Annotated in this window: 13 protein-coding genes, 1 tRNA gene and 1 rRNA gene; 9 read left to right on the plus strand and 6 right to left on the minus strand. The window is 49.8% G+C overall.

Translation table 11 applies throughout. The features are described from left to right. The first annotated feature begins 70 nt into the window (after positions 1 to 70). The 3 genes from rrf (at position 71) to ACXAD4_RS02835 (ending at position 3,341) form a co-directional block, all read left to right on the plus strand. Positions 71 to 186 (plus strand): 5S ribosomal RNA (gene rrf / locus ACXAD4_RS02825). 42 nt (positions 187 to 228) lie between these two features. Next, positions 229 to 305, plus strand: a tRNA-Asp gene (locus tag ACXAD4_RS02830). Positions 306 to 797: 492 nt separating this feature from the next. Next, the gene (locus ACXAD4_RS02835; RefSeq protein ID WP_475238510.1) at positions 798 to 3,341 is read left to right on the plus strand and encodes an FG-GAP repeat domain-containing protein; all 2,544 of its coding nucleotides are present in this window, start codon (positions 798 to 800) and stop codon (positions 3,339 to 3,341) included. A gap of 58 nt (positions 3,342 to 3,399) precedes the next feature. Here the strand turns inward: ACXAD4_RS02835 and ACXAD4_RS02840 are convergent, their stop codons facing one another. From ACXAD4_RS02840 to ACXAD4_RS02860, 5 genes are all read right to left on the minus strand, one after another. After that, the gene (locus tag ACXAD4_RS02840) at positions 3,400 to 3,744 is read right to left on the minus strand and encodes a DUF2799 domain-containing protein (protein WP_475238512.1); all 345 of its coding nucleotides are present in this window, start codon (positions 3,742 to 3,744) and stop codon (positions 3,400 to 3,402) included. Between the two features lie 38 nt (positions 3,745 to 3,782). Next, complete coding sequence (locus ACXAD4_RS02845; RefSeq protein ID WP_475238514.1) at positions 3,783 to 4,982, minus strand: multidrug effflux MFS transporter; 1,200 nt, start codon at positions 4,980 to 4,982, stop codon at positions 3,783 to 3,785. Positions 4,983 to 5,337: 355 nt separating this feature from the next. Further along, positions 5,338 to 5,637 (minus strand): hypothetical protein, encoded by a 300-nt coding sequence (locus tag ACXAD4_RS02850; RefSeq protein ID WP_475238516.1) that lies wholly within the window; start codon positions 5,635 to 5,637, stop codon positions 5,338 to 5,340. A gap of 254 nt (positions 5,638 to 5,891) precedes the next feature. Further along, a complete protein-coding gene (gene dapD / locus ACXAD4_RS02855; RefSeq protein ID WP_475238517.1) occupies positions 5,892 to 6,923 on the minus strand; it encodes a 2,3,4,5-tetrahydropyridine-2,6-dicarboxylate N-succinyltransferase in 1,032 nt (343 codons plus the stop codon). 254 nt (positions 6,924 to 7,177) lie between these two features. After that, positions 7,178 to 7,477: a YebG family protein gene (locus tag ACXAD4_RS02860; RefSeq protein WP_039462973.1), complete on the minus strand. Its 300-nt coding sequence runs from the start codon at positions 7,475 to 7,477 to the stop codon at positions 7,178 to 7,180. A gap of 83 nt (positions 7,478 to 7,560) precedes the next feature. On the opposite strand from ACXAD4_RS02860, the gene ACXAD4_RS02865 reads away from it, so the two are divergent. After that, entirely contained in the window at positions 7,561 to 8,247 is a 687-nt protein-coding gene (locus ACXAD4_RS02865; RefSeq protein WP_475242697.1) for a DNA-3-methyladenine glycosylase I, read from the plus strand. On the opposite strand, the gene ACXAD4_RS02870 is transcribed toward ACXAD4_RS02865, so the two are convergent. After that, positions 8,244 to 9,164 carry a LysR substrate-binding domain-containing protein gene (locus ACXAD4_RS02870; protein WP_475238519.1) on the minus strand — a complete coding sequence of 307 codons (921 nt, stop codon included), beginning with the start codon at positions 9,162 to 9,164 and terminating at the stop codon, positions 8,244 to 8,246. The two genes, ACXAD4_RS02865 and ACXAD4_RS02870, sit on opposite strands and share 4 nt — an antisense overlap. 130 nt (positions 9,165 to 9,294) lie before the next feature. Between ACXAD4_RS02870 and ACXAD4_RS02875 the strand changes: the two genes are divergently transcribed. From ACXAD4_RS02875 to ACXAD4_RS02895, 5 genes are all read left to right on the plus strand, one after another. After that, a complete protein-coding gene (locus tag ACXAD4_RS02875) occupies positions 9,295 to 10,275 on the plus strand; it encodes a TDT family transporter (RefSeq protein WP_475238521.1) in 981 nt (326 codons plus the stop codon). A gap of 142 nt (positions 10,276 to 10,417) precedes the next feature. Further along, positions 10,418 to 13,876, plus strand: a complete 3,459-nt coding sequence (recC, locus tag ACXAD4_RS02880; protein ID WP_475238524.1) for an exodeoxyribonuclease V subunit gamma — start codon at positions 10,418 to 10,420, stop codon at positions 13,874 to 13,876. Positions 13,877 to 14,170: 294 nt separating this feature from the next. Then, complete coding sequence (recB, locus tag ACXAD4_RS02885) at positions 14,171 to 17,785, plus strand: exodeoxyribonuclease V subunit beta (protein ID WP_475238526.1); 3,615 nt, start codon at positions 14,171 to 14,173, stop codon at positions 17,783 to 17,785. Further along, complete coding sequence (recD, locus tag ACXAD4_RS02890) at positions 17,778 to 19,892, plus strand: exodeoxyribonuclease V subunit alpha (RefSeq protein WP_475242698.1); 2,115 nt, start codon at positions 17,778 to 17,780, stop codon at positions 19,890 to 19,892. The genes recB and recD overlap by 8 nt, the downstream gene beginning before the upstream one ends. Before the next feature lie 647 nt (positions 19,893 to 20,539). Then, positions 20,540 to 21,262 (plus strand): ETEC_3214 domain-containing protein, encoded by a 723-nt coding sequence (locus ACXAD4_RS02895; protein WP_475238528.1) that lies wholly within the window; start codon positions 20,540 to 20,542, stop codon positions 21,260 to 21,262. The last annotated feature ends 14 nt before the right edge of the window (positions 21,263 to 21,276 follow it).

A 21,276-nucleotide genomic window follows, 5' to 3' on the forward strand; every position in this document is an offset into this window, starting at 1 on the left:
GTTTTTACGGACTCCGCAAACACTTGGATGAGTGTTGAGAACATCAGCTTTCAAGATTGTAAGAATTTTGCTTGGCGACCATAGCATTATGGACCCACCTGATCCCATGCCGAACTCAGTAGTGAAACGTAATAGCGCCGATGGTAGTGTGGGGCCTCCCCATGTGAGAGTAGGACATCGCCAGGCTTCCAATTTAGATTATCGCAGTGAACGTGCGGTGATTTGAGTGGAGCGGTAGTTCAGTTGGTTAGAATACCGGCCTGTCACGCCGGGGGTCGCGGGTTCGAGTCCCGTCCGCTCCGCCACTTATTAAAGAAACCTCAGTCGAAAGGCTGGGGTTTTTTGTTATCTGTAGCATGGAAAATGGACTCTCACGAGCCTTCGGCTTGAGTCCCGGTCGTGCGCGACCCCGGCCCTCCGCCACTTATACTAAGCCCGAGTCGAAAGACTTGGGCTTTTTTACGTCTGTGAGATATGTTCGCCTTGCAGGCGAATGAGTCCCGCTGGTGCGCCAGCCCGGCCGTTCCGCCACTTATTAAGAAGCCTCAACTAGGCGTCCCCGACGAATGACGAGGCTTTCTTGTATCTGACGCGTTGAGTCCCTGTCGTGTGCGACCCCAGCCCTCCGCACTTATAAAATAAACCTCAAGATCTTGTGGAGCATGGTCACTCTATAAATTTATTTCTAAAAGGAATTCACCTTGATGGCTTAATGTACAGACAATAAAATACATGGAAAAATAAATTATAAGTTATTGTATTTTATGGTTTTTGTGTTAATTTCCTTGGCTTTGTTTATGCGTGTGGTTGCGCGCTTTTTTGATTTTAGCTCATGGAATATTATGGACATAAAGACTAAACGTTGGCTGGCAATTCCGATGATCAGTGCAGCGTTAATGGCATGTGGTGAAGGCAGTAACAAGACCGATAAAGATGCAGAGGTAGTTGATGATAAGCTGGTTGTGAATACCCAGTTTGCCGCGACTTATCTGCAGACGATTGCGAAAGAACAGCCTGCGCCCGTTGCATTTAAGGCATCTCTTCAGAACCATAAATCGGCTCATGCAAGCCAGTCAAAAAGCTATGACGGCAAGCTGCAAGTAACGAATATCAACACTGATGAGCAGCAGAGTTTCGATTGGCCGATGACCCAGAAGGTCGATAGCGAAGGCAATGTTGAGACGATTTCACACCGTGCACTTACTCTAAAGCCGGGTAGCTATAACTTTGTCTTGATTGCAACAGCCAAGGATGCCAAGAAAAGCCAGTATGTTGCAGAAGCTCTGGGCGAAGAAATTGTTGATGGTGAAACACCAGAGATTAATTTTGTCCTGAAGCCTAACTTGGGGGATACCATCAGTGACTTTGACCAGGTGCAGTATGCCTCTACACTGAACTTCTCTTGGCCTGCAGAGGATTTGGTTTCTTTATCCAACCCTCAGTTTGGCTTATCGCTTAATGGCTCGGATGAAACTGTCTATACCATCAACAAGGAGGCGGGCATTGCAGAAGTTTTGATTTTTGTTGAGCCTGGTGAATATACCTTGGCGATGCATTTGTATGATGGCGACTTGATGGTGGGCAAAAATCAAGACGAAAATAACACCATCAATTTTGTCGAAGGTGAAGATGCCAAGATGGATGTGATCCCTCTCCAGGCTGATGTTGAACTCGATTTAGGTGAGTTGAAAGATCAGGGGACCTTTACTTTCACAGTGCCCAAAGAAGTCGTGACAGAGGTTGGTTCAGCTGAGCAACTGGCATTGATCGTGCGATTAGGTGGTAAAGGAGCGCCGTTGCAGGAAAAGGTGCTGGATGTCTACGGTGATAACGGTACGTATAAAGCCTGTGCACTTTTCGAGACCGGTGGTCAGGATGCTGTTAGCGCTTACTTGGCTTTCCATGAGATGAGTGAAGCGGCACGTCAGTTTGATGGTGTCCCGTTTGCCAAATGTGACACATCAATTAATGTTGCTCTGAACCAAACACTAGGCTGTAAGCTTGAGCTTAAGCGAGAAAGTATTGTTACTGGCCGTGTACTCGGTACTTTAATGTTAAGTGTGCTGGATCAATCTCTGCAGCCTGCAATTGGTGCCGAGGTTTATGTTGATGACAAGCTGGTTGGTTTGACAGGCGATCAGTATTCAACAGGCTCTATCAAGCTGCACTTAGTGGCGGGTGAACATGAGATAAAAGCGGTACAGGATCAGTGGGCGGCAGGTAAAAGCGTTGACGTTCAGCCTCTTTCTGTAATGAATGAATTATTGTACCTAGAAAGCAACATAGAGCTCGGTGAAGGTTTCTTTGAGCATACACAGTCATTATCAATGCCGGTAAAGGATACTCACTATAATAAATTGGCTGATATTAATAATGATGGTCACCTTGATTTACTTTCGTCAGGGACTGATGGCTATGGTGTTATATTCTTGAATAATGGCCAAGGTGTGTTCAATCGTTCCTCGCGCACGTTTGGTACTCCAAATGGAATTGATGGCTTAGCCATTGGTGATTTTAATAATGATGGTTATATCGATATTGCAACACTAGCAAGTCAACGTTTACGAATTGAGCTTAATGATGGTAACGGACAATTCACGTTAGTTCATAGCTATCCTGAAACGAAACGTTCCTTGGCTGTTGGTGATCTTAACAATAACGGTAGATTAGATTTGATCGTTGGTGCAAGCCACATTTTCTACAATCTGGGAAATGGAAGCTTTAACTCTGAACCACAAGATATCGGTGTGTATAAGTATCATCTTGTTTCAGTGGCAGATCTTAATGACGATAATATAAATGATATTATTCTTCAAGGAAGTGGAGTCAAACCACTTATTAAGTTCGGTGATGGGCTAGGGGAGTTTATTGATACAGGGGCTAGGTTAAGTGAATACGAACCTGATGTTAATGATGTTTTTCAGGTTGCTATATCAGATCTAGATCAAGATGGTGATATGGATGTTTTGGTTTATCTAGACGGGTATCAAAAAAATACCCCTAGTCAGGTTTACCTTAATAATGGAAAGGGTGAGTTTATCTATTCTGGTTGGAATGTTGGAACTAATGCAAATTCACTAGTTGCCCATGATTTTAATTCTGATGGTTTGGTCGATATTATTTACTCTCGCTTTTTTGGTGCTATTGAAGACAGTGTTCATATTCTAATGAACAAAGGTGACGGTATTTTCGAAAAATCAGGAAGTATCTCATTATCAACTAAAGCTAGCCGTATACTGGTTGGAGATCTAGATTCAGATGGTGACTTAGACTTAAATATAGTGGATACAAGTGTGCGAGATAACGCCCATAATATTTATCTAAACCAACCTGCTCCTTAATATATAGCAATGGCAGCCTTGGCTGCCATTTTCATTGAGGTTAACATCGATTAATGGGTTAATACCCTCGCTCAATCAAGCCATAACTCGAGCTTGATTGGCTATCTTGGCAGTCATCCGGGTAGCCCGGATTGATCACCGTTCCCACCGTTTGTTTCCCGGCACAATAATCAAATCTTCCTTTGAGATAACCGGAACGGTATTTCTCGTAGTCAATTTCAGCATAACCGCCGCGCTTTCCGAGATCTATTTCACTCAGCTCACGATATCCTTGTTCTCCATGGTAGGCTCCAAGCTCTTCCCATTGCTGGTTTTTCGCCAAGTTGGCTTCATACTGGCTGGAACAGGCACCAAGGAAAACAAACGATACCGCCAATAAGCATATTTTCAGTAACCTAACCATGGTGACCCCTCAGTTTAAAGAACTGAGTTAATTATGGTTTATCCGTTGAGAGTTGCCACTGCCCGACGGCCGCTTTCGCTCATTGTGCCGAGCATTGCGAGTAATAACCCTAAACCTGCGCCGATGACCATGATACCGCCCAAGTGCCAAGCTTGGCTGATCCCAAGCTTCAACAAGCCATTACTGAGCAGGGAGGCAAATACCATCTGGCAGGCACCGGACAGGGCGGAAACGGTACCGGCCTTATTGCCATAAGGAACAAGCAGCAAAGATTGGGCACAAGGGAAGGCAATGCCATTGGCCATCGCCATCAAGAAGTGACCGGTGACCATCCAGGTAGGTGAAAGCGGCGCGGCGATTAATACCGAACCAGCGACAAAGTGCAGTAATGGAGAGAGCATCAGCATCTTTTGCGTGCCCAAGCGCGGTCGTAGCCGTTGGCAAACCACGCCACCACAGAGCAAACCAAATGCAGGCCCCATCGCCCATAAGGCATAGCGCTCTGAGCTCATGCCGATCTGTACCTGCATGATAAACGGCATCATTGAAATAGATAGGACAACTAACGCGAAGTTAATCCACCCGATCCCGGCAAAGGACAGGAAGTGTCGCTCTTGAATCAACGACAGGTAGGACTTTGCCAGTTGGCTGACCGACGGGGGACGTTGGGTTGCAGCGAGGGTTTCACTGAAGCTAAGCAGCAATAATAACCAGACAACGGCGATGTAACCGAGCAGGACGACGAAGACAGTTAGCCAGCCAAAGTGGTGGTTGACGATACCGCCGACAACAGGCGCCATTATAGGAGTAAACGCTGCGACAATAGCAACCCAAGTCATTGCTTTGACCAGATCTTGCCGTTGGTAGCTGTCGCGAATAGTGGCGCGGGCCAAGACGGCAACGCTTCCTGCCCCCATCCCCTGGATAATTCGCCCGAGCAATAGCCAATTGAAAGAGTCGGCTCTCAGAACTCCGATTGCTAGTCCGGATGCTGCAATCAATAAACCAGCCAGCAATACAGGCCTGCGACCAAAGACATCGGATAATGGACCATAGATAAGCTGTGACGCGCCGAAACTGAATAAATACCCTGAGACCAGTAGTTGGACCTGCTCGGTTGAAAGTTGAAGGGAGGCGGCGACGGCAGGGAGAGCAGGAAAAACCAAGCCAAGGCTCAATTGACCAATGCTGACAATCAAGCATGCAAGTAATAGTGGTTTCCAGTTAAATCTGGCCATCTTTCCCTCCTATAATGTGGCTGATACCCAGTAACTTGAGGTTGCAGGGTTCAGAGCGAAATCAACGGGCTCAGTTCAAGGAAAATAACCGAATGGCATAGCTAGCCTACTGCGAGGTTATTTGACGCTGAAATGGGGGCATTGATTAGCGCCCGAAGGGCGAGAGATGAAATGGAATTGCTTTGGGTAAAAAAGCGACGAAATGGGTAAATGCTGCTTATCCTGAATCTCTTGTCATTCTCGCTGAACCAAGCATATTTAAGTGACTTGGATATCAATATTATGCACGGTTAGGCGATGAAGGATAAGCAGCTCGGGCTCAATGGATTATTTCCCAAATGGAACGAGCGAATAATTACTTGTTAATAGTGTAGGTAAATGGGTTCGAGAAGGAAAACTTGCTGCCGCTAGTTTGTACCTTACCTTGCTTCATGGCGACCAGTACCTCTTTTTGTACCTTGACCAGGGAAAAGAAGCGGATCACCATGAATACGATAAACACTGGCATGATAATTTGTGTCACTGGCATGATATGCAGCACCATTTCATTGAGCAGCCACACTGCCAGCATTAACAGCATCACATACAGCGAATGGGGCTTAAGGACAATTTTAACTTGGTTATCAGTCTCTTCCCGTTCAAAGAAAAATGACATTTCTCTCTCCTTGTTGTTGTTTGCCGATACCCTCTCATAAACGCCAGTCAGTTGGCAATCTGACGAGGAGACTTTGTGACTGATCGAGTATGCCGTTTTGTTACATTTTAAGACCTGAAATAACGGTCAGCTCTGGCGGATTATGAATAGAGGGGGAGAGGTCGCTCAAGGGCGACGCATCCAGGGGATAATTTGGAGGGGCTAAGTTGTGTTGAAATAAAAAACGCCTCAGAAGAGGCGTTTTTTACCGGCGATTAGTTGTTGCTGTGCAACTCGCTGTTCAGCTCAACCGCTGATTTGTTTGCCAAGCACTCAATCTGACCTGTCATTGAGTTGCGGCGGAACAGTAGATCAGATACACCCGCAAGATCGCGTGCTTTCACCACTTCAACTTCCTGGCCGCTCTTGTCCAGCATGCGTACTTTAGAGCCAGCAGTTACGTACAGGCCAGATTCGATCGTACAGCGGTCACCCATTGGGAAGCCCAAACCGGCATTGGCACCTAGTAGGCTGTTTTCACCGATGGAAACAACCACTTTACCGCCGCCAGATAGTGTACCCATGATAGAAGCACCACCACCGATGTCAGAACCGTTGCCGACAACAACACCTGCAGAAATACGGCCTTCAACCATGCTCACGCCAGTTGTGCCTGCATTGAAGTTGATGAAACCTTCGTGCATAACGGTTGTGCCTTCACCCACGTGCGCACCCAAACGAACGCGAGAAGTATCAGCAATACGAACACCTGTTGGTACCACGTAGTCCACCATTTTAGGGAACTTGTCGACACAATCGACTGTGATAGTTTCGCCATTTAGGCGTGCTTCCATCTGGCGATCTGCCAGTTCAGGTAGATCGATAGGGCCCTGGTTGGTCCAAGCAATGTTATGTAGCAGACCAAAGATACCGTCTAGTACCACGCCGTGAGGCTTAACTAGGCGGTGAGAGATAAGTTGTAGTTTCAGGAAGCCTTCAGCAACTGAAGCTGGTGCTTCGTCAGTAGCCAGGATCACAACAACAAGTGGTTGCTCTGATGCTGCTGCTTTGGTTGCGAAGTTTGCACTGGCTTCTTCACCTGCAGCGCTGAATGCTGCTGCAAGATCGGCGCACTGGGCTGCCGTAACTTCGATAGCCTGATTACCTTCCTTGTACTCAACGATAGCGGCAATGGCATCAACTAGCGCGTCAGCTGGGTTTAAGATCGGGGTTGGGAAAAACGCTTCGATGATTTTGTTATCGCGGTTTTTGGTTGCAGTACCAAGGGCTAGTGAAAAGCTGGCCATTACTGTTGGTTCTCCATGTCAAAGTAATTCATGCCGGACGCAGTTGGCCGACAAAGTGTGATGAACCCATCATAAAGACACTTGCGCCGATATTGAAGGGGGGAGGGGGCAATCGGTGAAAAATGATGGAATTATGACAATGGGAAAACGCTCGCGCTGTTGATAAATTCAACGTCGGGATTTATAGCTGCAGGCAATAAAAAACCTCCTTGGAAAAGGAGGTTTATCATGAAGAAAACTGGCAGACTTAGTGGTTAAGCTGCAGCGTCATCCTTCTGCTCGGCAACAAGCTCAGGCTTTACCGCTTTTTTCTTCGGAGCGGCTTTCTTTTTCGCTCCTAGTGCTACTAGCACTTCTTCACGTTTCTGTGCCAAGAACAGCGAAAGCTCTTCTTGCTTGGCTTCATCCTCGAAAAGTTCACTTTCGCTTAGCAAAGTAAACATCTCGTCCGCCATATCTAGCATCTTGTCGTATGCGTCGGCTTCGGACTTAGAGGTGAAAGTCATCTTTTCTTCTCCGTTGCGCTCAACTACATATTTGACGATAACAGCCATAGTCACCCTCTCCCGAAATTGATTTACTGGCTGTTTATACAGTAGCATTAAGGGCAATGTCCAGTGATAAGCGTGTTAATGTGATGGCAAGAGAAAAATTTTCGCAAATATATGCCCGAGCCGCGGAGCGCAAGGGTGGAGAGGGTGTGCTAGAGAGCATGTTGGCAACCCCATTGTCTGCTGAACAGCTTAAGCTGATTGGTGATGAACGCTGGTTGGCTGCGTTTACCCAGAAGGTATTTCAGTCAGGGATAAGCTGGCAGGTTGTACGTAACAAATGGCCGAATTTCGAAGAGGTTTTCTTTGGATTTGATATTGAGAAGATGCTGTTGATGCCGACTGAAATGTGGGAGAGTAAAGCCACTGACCCCGCCATTATCCGTCACTTGGCCAAAGTGATGACCATTCCCGAAAATGCCCAAATGATCCACGAAGCAGCCCTTCAACATGGTTCTTTTTCGGCGATGATCGCCGACTGGCCGCAGGACGATATTACCGGACTCTGGCGCTACCTGAAAAAGCACGGCAAGCGTCTGGGCGGTAACACAGGTCCTTACACCTTGCGTATAATGGGCAAAGACACGTTTATCTTAAGCGGGGATGTCGAAGCTTACTTGCGCCAAACTGGCATCATCGATGGCGGGCGGGATACCCAGAAGTCCCTGACGGCAGCGCAGAGCGCTTTTAGTGAGTGGCAGCAGGAATCTGGCCGACCGCTATGTCAGATCAGCCAGATCATTGCCTTTAGCTGTGGTGATAACCGCGTTTAATCATCCGCTGTTTCAAGGTTGGCTTGGCATAGCGGAGAGTTCCATTGCTGGCAAAACTCGATAAACAGTTTAAGCAGTGGGCTTTGGTATTTCTCTTTGTGGTAGAGCAACCAGTACTGACGGTGCATATCAAGCGGTAGCGACAGAATCGTCAGGCGGTTGTCTTTCACTGCGTGCTCAACAGCGCGGCGAGAGAGCAAGGTGAGGCCGAGGCCAGCTGCTGTGCAGTTGATGATGGCTTCGGTGTTATTGAGCTCAAAGGCCTGGTGCCAGTTTTCCAGCCTTGGTGCGAGACGGCCGAGGAAATATTCACGGGTACCAGAGCCCGGCTCGCGCAGGATCCACTCGCTATGCTCAAGATCGCTCAGGCTGAGTTGGTCTATTTGCGCCAGTGGGTGATCTGGATGACAGGCAACCACCATTTCATCGCCTAGCCAAGGGGTTACTGCCAAGTTGTCTGCCTGTACCTTGCCTTCGACTAAACCGATATCCAGCTCGAACTCTCCCAACATGTGGCAGATCTGGGCGGTATTGGCAATGAACAGGCTTTGATCGCAGTGACCTGAGTCTTGGCGGAAATCCCGCAGCAGGAATGGGGTGACCTGGTTACCCACGGTGTCACTCGAGCCAATTTTCAGCTTCCCGGTTACCGGGCCTTCTTGACTGAACAGCTGCTCGATATCCTGGCTTCGTGCCAGTAACTCATCGGCTAATGGCAATAAGCGTTTGCCTTGCTCGTTGATCAGTAGGCGGTTATTGTTGCGGTCAAACAACTTGTGGCCAAGCTGCTTTTCCAACTCGGAGAGCGCCATGCTGACAGCTGGCTTGGAGAGGAACAGCTTGTCGGCGGCGGCGGTGATCGTCAGCTCTTGGGCGACGGTGACAAATACTTTCAATTGACGTAGGGCGATATTCATCGGGCTATCTCTTGTTCTGTTTTTCTTAACTACGCATTAAATATATTCAATTATCCTAAACCATAAACAGTCGTTACACTACCCGGGTGTTCAATAGTAGTGACGTAACAGTCTTTGGGGGAGTAACGATATGATTACAGTAACAAAGCAAAAAGTGCTGGGCGCTCCAACTCCAATGGCTGGGTTAGCACTAGGTATCGCAAGTCTAGGTTGGTGCTGGGAAAACGCCGCCGATCTTGGTGGACGAGGACAGCTCATCGGTGCAGGGATAGCTAGTGTTTTATTGTTCGTGTTGCTGTTTAAGTTTGTTATCCACCCGCGTGCCTTGTGGCAAGATCTCAGCCATCCGGTAGTGGGCAGTGTTGTACCGACGTTTGCTATGGGAACCATGGTGGTGTCCAAGGCGTTGGGGATTTATTACCCAATAGCAGGGCAGGCATTGTGGTTAGCTGCAGTTGTAGTGCATCTTATCTTCTTGGCACTGTTCACTTACCACCGTGTAAAGGATTTTGAACTGCACCACATGGTACCAAGCTGGTTCGTACCACCGATTGGTATTATCGTCGCCGACGTTGCTTTTCCTGGTGGGGCATTACGTCCATTGGCGGAAGGCCTGCAGCTTTTCGGTATGGGGATCTACGCGGTCATGCTGCCTTTGATGGTATACCGTTTGATTTTCAGTCATGAGATCCCTGATGCGGCGAAACCAACCATTGCAATTATGGCAGCACCAGCCAGTCTGTCCCTGGCAGGCTACTTGACGGTAACCCAGGTGCCATCTCCAGTTGTAATTGCTTTGCTCGGCGGGATCGCGGTACTGATGACCTTTGTCATTTATCTGGCCCTTGTTCGCTTGCTACGCTTGTCATTTAGCCCAGGCTACGCAGCATTCACCTTCCCATTGGTGATCGGTGCTACTGCGATGTTCAAAACAGCGGCATGGATGACGGCCCAAGGATACGGCGTGGAGTATGTTAATCAGGTATCATCGCTGGCTCATTTGGAGTTGTATGTAGCTACTGCAGTCGTGAGTTATGTGGCGCTTCGTTATGCGGCATTCTATCGCCCGGTCTCTCAATTGCTGCACTGCCTGACACCAAGCCGCGCGTAAGATCTCAACTTGTACTGAGGTGTTACATAAGCCATCTGATTAATTGCCCAGCAACGCTGGGCATTTTAATGATTTGAATTTGCAGCTAATCCATTGATGGTAGACAATCAAAGGTAATTTCCTCTATCGGTGAGTCACCTGCGTGTTTACTGTCTATCACTCCAACCAACTGGATCTTCTTAAATCCCTGCTTGTCGAGCTAGTCCGCCTCGAACCTCTCGATAACCCTTTCGAGCAAGAACAGATCTTGGTCCAAAGTCCCGGTATGTCACAGTGGTTGAAACTGGAACTGGCAAAGTCCCAGGGGATTGCTGCCAATATCGAGTTTCCGCTGCCAGCAACCTTTATCTGGAATATGTTCACCAAGGTGTTGAGTGATGTGCCAGAGCGTAGTGCTTTCAACAAAGAGGCGATGACCTGGAAATTGCTTCAGGTGTTGCCGGAGCAGTTATCGCAACCCGAATTTGCGCCGCTGGCCAACTATTTGAGTGATGATCCCAATCAGGTCAAAAGCTATCAGCTAGCAGAGAAAATTGCTGATATCTTTGATCAGTATTTGGTGTACCGGCCGGAGTGGATCCAGGCTTGGGAGTCCAATATCATCGACCCTGAGCTGGTGGCAGAGCACCCTTGGCAGCCATTGTTGTGGCAGGCGCTCTATGATCATACCCTCGCGCTGGGGCAGTCGCCGTATCATCGTGCCAACCTGTACGATAACTTCATCGAAACCCTCGAAGGTTACCTTCAAAGTGGCTCATCATTGCCGGAAGGCTTGCCAAAGCGGTTGTTCGTATTTGGTATCTCTGCGCTGCCGCCACGCTATCTCGATGCATTGGCGGCATTGGGTAAGCATATCGACGTGCATTTGATGTTTACCAACCCTTGCCGTCATTACTGGGGTGATGTCCGTGATAGGAAGTTTCTTGCCCGGTTGGCAGCCAAGCAGCGCCAGCAATTGCAGTGGTGTGCCGATCACAGCGAGCACGGCGCGGTGATCTCACCGCTCAAGGGTGATATCGAAGCCAACGTGGTCGACGAAACCCACGAGGGCGCGGTTGGCAATACTTTGCTGGCATCACTGGGTAAGCTGGGCCGCGATAACCTGTATCTGCTATCGGATATGGAAGCCTATGAAGTCGAAGCCTTTGTCGATATCGAGCCCGATTCCTTGCTCCATGCGGTCCAGGCCGACATCCTCAACCTTGATGACCGGATCAATGACGAAATCACCGAGTCCAGCCATCACAAGCTGGCGATATCTGCTGACGACTCCTCACTGAGTGTTCATGCCTGCCACTCGCCGATGCGTGAGGTGGAGGTGCTGCACGATAACCTGCTTGCGATGCTGGCCGACAGCCCTGATCTTTCACCGCGTGATATCGTGGTGATGGTAGCGGATATCAATAGCTACAGCCCGTATATTCAGGCAGTGTTTGGCAATGCGCCGGGTGATCGCTATATCCCGTTCTCAATTTCCGATCGCAGTGCCGATCAGGAAAACCCGGCATTGCTTGCGTTCCTACGTTTGCTGGCCCTACCGGAAAGCCGCTGTCAGGCCTCGGAATTGCTGGAGCTGCTTGAAGTGCCGGCTGTGATGGCTCGGTTTGGCTTTGATAGCGATAAGTTCGAGCGGGTCAAATTGTGGATCGAGGAAGTAGGGATCCGCTGGGGGCTGGATGATGACACCGCCGAAGAGTTTGCTCTGCCACGTCAGCAGCAGAATACCTGGCTGTTCGGGTTGCAGCGTATGCTGTTGGGCTATGCGATGCCGCAGGAAGCCGGTTTGTACCAAGGCGTATTGGCTTATGAAGAGGTACAAGGGCTGGATGCCGAATTGGCCGGCCAGCTTGGCCTTTTCATCGAAACCCTGATGCGTTACCGCCAGCAGTTAGCGCAGCCTCAACCGATCACCCACTGGATTGCAGTACTCAATCAGATGCTCGATGACTGCTTTGCGGTGGATATCGACGGTGAGTTGGTACTGAGGATGATCCGCGACAAGGTACAGCAACTTGAACAGCAACTGGCCGATGCCGGCTATGATTCGGACATTACTCCTGCGGTGATGCGCGATTACCTCAACGGCAAACTATCCGGCGAGCGGGTCAGCCAGCGCTTTTTGGCCGGGCAGGTTAACTTCTGTACCTTGATGCCAATGCGCTCGATCCCGTTCAAGGTCGTGTGTCTGCTGGGGATGAACGATGGTGTTTACCCGCGCTCAATCCCACCGGAAGGGTTTGATTTGATGGCTGGTCGTAATCGCCATGGTGACCGCTCGCGCCGGGATGATGACCGTTACCTGTTCCTGGAGGCTATCCAGTCAGCCCAGCAGGCGCTGTATATCAGCTACGTGGGGCGCTCTATCCAGGACAACAGCGAGAAGGTCCCGTCGGTACTGGTCAGTGAACTGCTTGAATACTGCCAGCAGGGGTATTGCCTTGCTGGTGATGAGGCGTTGCCGGTTGATGAGTCGGCAAACAGGCTGGTGGCCAGTCTCACCCAAACCCACCCCTTGGTGCCGTTTAGTCCGCAGGCGTTCAGTGGTGGCAAGCATAGCTATGCCGCAGAATGGCTGCCGGTGGCCAACCAGGCCTTTATCGAGCCTGAAGAGTTCCAATCGTCCCCGCTAGAGCCGGATCTGAGTGATGACCGTGCCGAGGGGATTCTTGAACTGGCAGAGCTATCGCGTTTCTGGCGTCTGCCAGTGCAGTATTTCTTCAACCGCCGCCTGAAAGTCTTCTTCGATGGCCAGCAGGGCGGGCCGGAAGACGATGAGCCATTTGCGCTCGATGGCTTGGGCCGCTATCAGTTGCGTGAAGCCCTGTTGACGACATTCCTCGATTGCCAGAGGCAATCACAAGGCCAACAAGCAGTTAGCCGCGATCAGGCGTTTGAGCAGTTCGCCCGCTATCAGCAGGCTGCCGGAGGCCTACCGGTCGCCCAGTTTGGTGAGTTGGAACTGATGGAAGAGCGTGGGCAGATAGAGCAACTGGCCGACAGCGTGGTTCAGTATATGTCCCAGCCATTGCCAGATGTCGAGGTCGATTGTGTGGTAACCGTTTCCGGACGTGGGATCCGACTGCAAGGTTGGCTTAAGCATATGACCTCGCAGGGGCTTGTTCGCTATCGTCCGGGAAAAATTCGGGCCCAGGACATTTTGGCTTGTTGGCTCGATCATCTTTGCTTGGCGGTAATGAAACCTAGCCAGCCAACCTACCTGATCGGCATTGATGGTACCTGGCAGCTCGAGCCTGTCTCTGCCCAGTATGCTGTGGAGCAATTGGCAGTTTTAATTGAAGGTTATGACAGTGGTTTGACCCAGCCTTTGCCTTATTTCCCTCGCACAGCCCATGCCGGGATCCAAGCATGTATCGATAAGAAAGGTCAGTGGTGTGATGATGATGCCACCTTGGCAAAGGCGGCAGGCAAAAGAGCGGAAGCCTTTAACGGTGGCTATATGTTCGACGGTGAAGGTAACAACAGTTACATCTACCGGGTGTGGCCATTGTGGGACGACGAACTGGCTGAACAGTTACAGCTATGGGAAGACCAGATATTGAAGCCTGCCGTGAAGCAGTTGCGAGAGGTTGAACAGGGCTGATCGCACTGAGAATAAAGCAGGGGAGGTGTAGCGTGGCCGCCAGCAAATCATTATTGATTGTAGGGTGTTCGCTGTACGGCCACCGGTCCAGAGGTTGACCAAATTTCGTGGCTCAGATACTAGCGGACCAGATAGGCGGAAACCGTGAAACGTCTCTCATATTGATAGATGGGTTAGTGCTGAAATTCGATATATTTATTTGAATTCGTGCTAGATCACAAAAAATAATTTCGGGCGGGCTGGGTTTTGTAATGAAACCGTGGCCCAGTTCACTGATAGGAATCGGCGTATTCTATGACTCAACATTCACTTCTCATCACTCCGGAGCCGCTGGAGCCGATGCGTTTTCCTCTTCACGGCAACCGCTTGATCGAGGCATCGGCCGGTACCGGAAAAACCTTCACCATCGCCAGTTTGTATTTGCGCCTGCTGCTTGGCCATGGTGATGACCAGACCCGTTTCCCTCGCGAGCTGACGGTTGACCAGATCTTGGTGGTGACCTTTACCGAAGCGGCGACGGCAGAGCTTCGAGACCGGATCCGGCGCCGGATCCACGATGCCCGTTTGGCCTTCAGTCGTGGCAGCAGCAGTGATCCGGTAATCAAGCCTTTGCTGGAAGATATCAGGGATCACAAAGCGGCAGCGGCTATTTTGCTACAGGCCGAGCGCCAGATGGATGAAGCGGCGATCTTTACCATCCATGGTTTTTGCCAGCGGATGCTGACCCAGAATGCCTTTGAGTCGGGCAGTTTGTTCAACAATGAGTTTGTCACCGAAGAGAGCCATTTGCGGGCGCAGGTGGTTGCCGACTTCTGGCGCCGAAATTTTTACCCGCTACCTCGAAGCCTGGCGGCAGAAGTACGCAAGCTATGGGCGGCGCCCGGTGCGTTGCTCTCTGAGATCAATCGGTTCTTGTCCGGGGCAGAAATAACAGTACGAGCGCCGGAGCTATCAGGCAGCCTCGAGCAGGTCCACGAAGAGAACCTACGGCGAATTAACCATGTGAAGCAGCTTTGGCGTGAGAGCGCTGGCGATCTGCATGACATCATTGCCAGCTCCGGCGTGAACAAACGCAGCTATACCAAGACCAGTTTGCCAAAAGCACTGGCGGAAGTTGGGGAGTGGGCAGAGCGGGATAACACCGGCTACCAACTGCCAAAATCATTGGATAAGTTTGATCAGCAGGTGCTGTTTGACAAGACCAGTAAGGGACAGCCACCGGAGCATCCGGTATTTGTGGCGATTGGAGAGCTGTTGGCTAACAAGCCTAATGTGCGTGATCCTCTATTGGCCCATGCGATCAAGGAGTGTCGCCAGCTGCTGATCGAAGCCAAACAGCGCAAGGGCTGGCTATCGTTCGATGATTTGCTGACCCAGCTGTCAGCGGCCTTGAGTCAGGATGAGAGTGGCTTGTTGGCAAGCCGTATCCGCCATTTGTTCCCAGTGGCGATGATCGATGAATTCCAGGATACCGATCCGCTGCAGTACAGTATTTTCAGCACGATTTACGGCGAGCAGCGCCTTGAAGAACCATCGCCGGAAGGTGAAAGCAGCCCTTGTGGTTTGTTCATGATCGGCGATCCCAAGCAGGCTATCTATGCCTTCCGTGGTGCCGACATCTTTACCTATATCCAAGCGCGTCGCCAAGTGACTGCCCACTACACACTGGGTACCAACTGGCGTTCGACCGCTGAAATGGTCGGAGCGGTAAACCGGATCTTCCAGCATCCTGAGCGTCCGTTTATCTACGACGAAGATATTACCTTCCTGCCGGTTGACCACAGCCCCAAAGCACAGGGGCGAGGCTGGGCGCTTGATGGTGTCAAGCAACCGGCAATGTGCTTTTGGCATCAAGAAGCCGAGGAGCCAATCAAAAAAGGTGATTACCAGCAGGTAATGGCCGAGGCGACCACGGCAGAAATTCAAAAAATCCTTACTCTATCGCAGCAGGGCATGGCAACACTGGTGGATGGCGAGCAGATTCGTCCTATCCATGCCAGCGATATTTCGGTATTGGTGAGAACCGGCAGTGAAGCGGCGTTGGTCCGCCGCACCTTGGCTGAGCAGGGGATCGCCAGTGTTTACCTGTCTAATCGTGATAGTGTATTTGCCTGTACCGAGGCGATGGATATCTTGCGTTTCCTGCAGGCGGTACTGACCCCTGAAGATGACCGCAATATGCGGGCGGCATTGGCTTCAAGCCTGTTTGGCCTGACAGCACAGGCGTTGGATGCGATGAACACCAGCGAAAGCGTCTGGGAGCAATATGTCTCGGAGTTCCGCGCTTACCGTAAGCTGTGGCAAACCCGTGGGGTATTGCCAATGCTACGATTTATGCTGGCCCAGCGTCAGATCCCCGAGACTTTGCTGAGTCAAAATGGGGGAGAGCGCCGGGTGACCGATATCCTGCATATTGGTGAGTTGTTGCAGCAGGCGAGCCAGACTCTGGACAGTGATCACGGTTTACTACGCTGGCTGGCGGAGCATATCGAAGAGCCCAATGGCAATGCCGATGAGCAGCAACTGCGTTTGGAATCAGACCGGAATTTGGTGCAGATTGTTACTATTCACAAGTCCAAGGGACTTGAATATGACATTGTGTTCCTGCCTTTTGTCTGTAGCTACCGCGAAGCCAGTACTGCGCTGTTCCACGATGAGCTGAGTCAGCAATCAGTGCTGGATATTGCCGCCAATGAAGAGAGCATGGAACTGGCCGAAAAAGAACGGCTGGCTGAAGACTTACGTCTGCTGTATGTAGCCCTGACCCGTGCGGTTTATGGCTGTTATATCGGTATGTCGCCAATTCGTAATGGACTAAGCCGCAAGGAGCCGACCGGCTTGCACCGCTCGGCAATTGGTTGGTTGGTGCAAAATGCTCAGGAAGGGGGATTGACTGAATTGGCCAATGCCTTGAACTCATTGGCTTCACAATCCGAGGCTGTGACCGTATTGCCGCCTCCACCTTTGCCTGAAGAGCTTTGGCTGCCGATCGAAGAAGAAAAACCGCAGCTGTCGGCGTCAATATTTGATAAAAACATCGACCGCAGCTGGTGGATCACCAGCTACTCGGGGTTGATCAAGCAAGGCCATAGCCACCATGATGCTTCTTTCGAGCTACCGGGTTTCGATACTGATTCGTCGGGCGATGAAGCCTTGGGGGATGAGGAAGTCGAGCTGGCTAGATCGATCTACACCTTTCCCAAGGGTGCGCGGCCGGGTACTTTCCTGCATACCCTGTTTGAGGAAATTGAGTTTACGGCTCCGGTCGACTGCCCGGAAACCACTGAAAAGATCCTCGAACTGCTTCGACTTGAGAACTACGACGAGGAATGGCTTCCGGTATTACAGACCATGATCAGTGATGTGCTGACGTGCCCGCTTGATGGCGATGCGATGCGCCTGGGCGAGTTGGCTCCTTCTCAGCGCCTTACCGAGATGGAGTTCATGCTGCCGATTAACCTGCTTTCGGCTCCACTGCTCAACAAGGTGATTGCCCGTCATGATAACTTGTCGGCCAAAGCCGGTGAGCTGGGCTTTGCCACCGTGAGCGGGATGCTCAAGGGCTTTATCGATTTGGTGTTCGAGTACGAGGGCCGTTACTACGTAATGGACTGGAAGTCTAACTGGCTCGGTGACGATCCGGGCGTGTACCGTGATGACAAGTTGGATCAGGCCATGGTCGAACACCGCTACGATCTGCAGTACCAGCTCTACGCACTGGCGTTGCACCGCTTTCTCAAGGCCCGTAAGGCCAACTACAACTACGATGACCACTTCGGTGGCGTGTATTACATCTTCTTGCGGGGCGTGAAGTCCGGCAGCGATAGCGGCATATTCAAAGCCAAGCCGTCGCTTGCCCTGCTGACCGAAATGGAGAGCTTGATTGACGGAGAATTCCCAGATGCCTAATCACCTTGATAGCAACGCTTCCCTTGCGAGCTTGGCTCAGCTTGAAAATCTTGTTCGCCAAGGTTACTTGCGTCCACTGGATCACCAATTTGCCAAATTTGTCGCCCAGGGCGACAAGCAAGTGGCGGATCCGCTGGTGGCATTGGTTGCTGCACTGGCGAGTTATGAGCTGGGGCAAGGCCATGTCTGTCTGTTGTTGTCACAGCTTGATACCGCAAGGCTATTTGGTTTGCCGGCTAAGCTCAGCTTACCGTTGGTTGATGGGCTGCCAGAGCCTCAGTTGTGGCAATCGCATCTGGCTCAATCGGAGGCGGTTTCAGATGGCAGCCGGCCGACACCGCTGGTGATGGATGGCGACAGGGTTTATCTCAACCGTTACTGGCAGTTCGAGCAAATGGTCGCCAACCAGCTTCGCCTGCGGGCACAAAGCGGCGGAGATGGCTTGCAGCCTGAATTGATGGCGGCCAAGCTCAATGAGCTGTTTGCCCGCGATTACCGTTACCTATTTGCTGCCCTCCAGCAGTTGGCACAGTCTAGTGGCACCCCAGAGGACAGGCAGCGTGAAGTCTGCGACAAATTGGATGTTGTCACTCCGCAAATGCTCGATTGGCCGGCGATTGATACCGTACTTCTTTCGGCCGCTAGCGTGGATGACTTAGCAGTACTGGATAGTTTGGTGCCTGCTAATTGTTGCCTGAACTGGCAGAAAGTTGCAGCCGCTGTTGCCCTTACCCGCCAGTTTGCGGTGATTTCAGGCGGCCCGGGTACCGGCAAGACAACTACAGTGGCGAAATTGCTGGCGGCGTTGGTGACCCAGGCCATTCAACGTGATGAGCGGGATGAGCAAGGCGCGCTTCAGTTGCCTGACATCAAGCTGGTTGCGCCGACCGGTAAGGCGGCAGCCAGGTTGACCGAATCGATTGGCTCGGCGGTAGACTCTCTTGCTGTTGACGATGTAGTGAAAAGCAATATTCCGACCCAGTCGAGCACTATTCACCGCTTGCTGGGTGCTATCCCTAACCGGGTTGCCTTCCGCCATAACCGGGACAACCCGCTGCACTTGGATGTGCTGGTGGTTGATGAAGCCTCGATGGTCGACTTGCCTATGATGGCACGCTTGCTCGATGCCTTGCCGCCGCATGCCAAACTGATTTTGCTTGGCGATAGGGATCAGCTGGCATCGGTCGAAGCAGGTGCGGTACTGGGTGATATCTGTGGTTTTGCCGAGCAGGGCTATACCCCGGCACAAAGTCAGTTGCTGGGCCAGTTGACCGGTTTCCAGTTCCAGCAGGCACAAACGGCTCCTGCTGCGGTTGCTGATAGTTTGTGTATGCTGCAAAAGAGTTACCGCTTCCATGCCCAATCGGGAATTGGCCAGTTAGCCAAGGCTATCAATAGCGGTAAGCCGTATCAGGTTGAAAAGGTGTGGGATAAGGGGTTTAAAGATCTCCAGCATCACCCGCTGAGTAGTGAGTCCTACCTAACCATGATCACCTATGTCGTGGCTTTTTACAGTAAATACCTTGAAGCGATTGAAAAAGGCGAGGATCCAGGCGACGTGCTCAAGGCATTTGCCCAGGTTCGATTGCTTTGTGCGGTACGGGAAGGTGACTTTGGTGTCGCTGGCTTGAACCAGCGCATTGAAAAGGCGCTAGCGCGTAAGGGCAAAATCGCCCCGGGTGAAGATACCTGGTATGTCGGCAGGCCGATTATGATCAGCCAGAATGATCACGGCTTGGGGCTGTATAACGGTGATATCGGGATCGCCATGTATGACAGTGAGGTAGACCCTGTGACGGGCAACCGACCACTACGGGTCTACTTCGAGATGCCGGACGGCACTATCCGTGGTGTGTTGCCAAGCCGCTTGCCTGAACACGACACGGTTTACGCCATGACTATCCACAAATCACAAGGCTCGGAATTTGCCGATACCCTAATGGTGCTGCCGCCAGATTTCAGCCCGATATTGACGCGTGAACTGGTGTATACCGGGGTAACGAGGGCCAAGTCCAAGCTGTATATGTTTGCAACCAAAGATGTACTTAACCGCTCCGTGACGATGCGGACAGAGCGGGCGAGTGGCTTGGCGAGCTTGTTGGCTTGAGTTAATAGTTCCATTAGTGAATAGACAAAAACACCAGTTTTGTGCTGGTGTTTTTTTTGCAGGTAACGAGACACAATCTTAACTTCCATGCTTGCGACAAGAGAGTAAAGAATATGTTCGTCTAATTAGTTAGGCATCTTTGTATTGTTTTGTTTGTTATAAATTTAATAAATATAAGCCAATGTTATTTAAAGGAAGGAACGACATGAAATAACTGAAGTAAAAATTCGCAATCATTTATCAATGAAATGGGCTTTAGATAAGTGGGTAATATTTTACTTTTGTTAAAATTCAAGCAAAATATAGCTGTTTTTTGCTGATGATTTATATTTTTAACTTTACTTGAAATAAATGCTTACACTTGAGTAAGGGATTGAACACATATGTCAGCTTTGATTGGGTTGGTTTAATATTGATCAGGGATGTTGCTGATTGTATTTATATGTTTGTAGTGGTTTCTGTTCTTGTCTTTATTTAGATTTTTTTCTCTTTTTTGCGCTTAAAATGAGCGACAAAAAAATGTCGTTTTCTATTTTATTGCAACAGTAAATCGTCACACTTTAAAAGTGTGATATCGGTGCAGATATTTTCAAAATAAATGATATTCTCTGAGTCAAATTCAGAACTTAAATATTTTTGACACTGCTATGACAAAGTGGATGGTGAAAACCAAGTCAGCTGTGATTTCTATCGCAGCTGTCATTATATCTATTGGTGGCTGGAACGATACAGAGACTGTTTTGGTTAATACATACCAGAAAGTAAAAGCAAATTTTACCCACGAAAATGAATATAGATTAATTTCTCATTTAACCGTAGGCCACTCATTTGATTATGTCAGCCAAACAGCAGGTTTACCTCAAGCTGTCAAAGCATCGAATATAGATGCTGATGTGCAGTTTAATTACTTTAATTACGGTAAGTTCTTATTGAGTATTGCCGTTAAGGAAAACCGAGTCGCAGCCTATGCTATTCAGGCTTTGCAAGATGACTTCCAGGTTCCGATACCTTATACCGAACACAAGCTATATTTGTCTTCGCTTGAACATATTATCGAACAGCCTGATGACCAACATTTTGAAAGTGGTAGCGTCAATTTTTATCTCGATACTATAGAGTTAGGGCGGGATGCTTTATTTCATCAGTTGATGGTTGGAATGTACAGTTACACCAATAGTAACGAATTGAAGTCTAGCGAAATCTCACAACTGGACGAAGCATATTTGTTTGACGATGAGCAAAAAATCACATCCAGTTTAAAGGCGATTAGAACGAGTAAAGTAAATACGTTCTCTGTTTCTGAATTACCAAACAAGGTTGTTCTGGAAATGATGCTAACCAAGTTTGAATTTATGTCTTACTTCTCTTGATTAGGGATACCTAA

Source organism: Photobacterium sp. AWH4_225 (genome assembly GCF_056158405.1).

Excerpts from the sequence above, each read along its gene's own strand:
- ACXAD4_RS02875 (WP_475238521.1), top strand. The coding sequence starts at position 9,295 with ATGATTACAGTAACAAAGCAAAAAGTGCTGGGCGCTCCAACTCCAATG.
- ACXAD4_RS02870 (WP_475238519.1), bottom strand. The coding sequence starts at position 9,164 with ATGAATATCGCCCTACGTCAATTGAAAGTATTTGTCACCGTCGCCCAA.
- dapD (WP_475238517.1), bottom strand. The coding sequence starts at position 6,923 with ATGGCCAGCTTTTCACTAGCCCTTGGTACTGCAACCAAAAACCGCGAT.
- recD (WP_475242698.1), top strand. The coding sequence starts at position 17,778 with ATGCCTAATCACCTTGATAGCAACGCTTCCCTTGCGAGCTTGGCTCAG.
- ACXAD4_RS02840 (WP_475238512.1), bottom strand. The coding sequence starts at position 3,744 with ATGGTTAGGTTACTGAAAATATGCTTATTGGCGGTATCGTTTGTTTTC.
- ACXAD4_RS02835 (WP_475238510.1), top strand. The coding sequence starts at position 798 with ATGCGTGTGGTTGCGCGCTTTTTTGATTTTAGCTCATGGAATATTATG.
- ACXAD4_RS02850 (WP_475238516.1), bottom strand. The coding sequence starts at position 5,637 with ATGTCATTTTTCTTTGAACGGGAAGAGACTGATAACCAAGTTAAAATT.
- ACXAD4_RS02895 (WP_475238528.1), top strand. The coding sequence starts at position 20,540 with ATGACAAAGTGGATGGTGAAAACCAAGTCAGCTGTGATTTCTATCGCA.
- recB (WP_475238526.1), top strand. The coding sequence starts at position 14,171 with ATGACTCAACATTCACTTCTCATCACTCCGGAGCCGCTGGAGCCGATG.
- ACXAD4_RS02860 (WP_039462973.1), bottom strand. The coding sequence starts at position 7,477 with ATGGCTGTTATCGTCAAATATGTAGTTGAGCGCAACGGAGAAGAAAAG.
- ACXAD4_RS02845 (WP_475238514.1), bottom strand. The coding sequence starts at position 4,982 with ATGGCCAGATTTAACTGGAAACCACTATTACTTGCATGCTTGATTGTC.
- ACXAD4_RS02865 (WP_475242697.1), top strand. The coding sequence starts at position 7,561 with ATGGCAAGAGAAAAATTTTCGCAAATATATGCCCGAGCCGCGGAGCGC.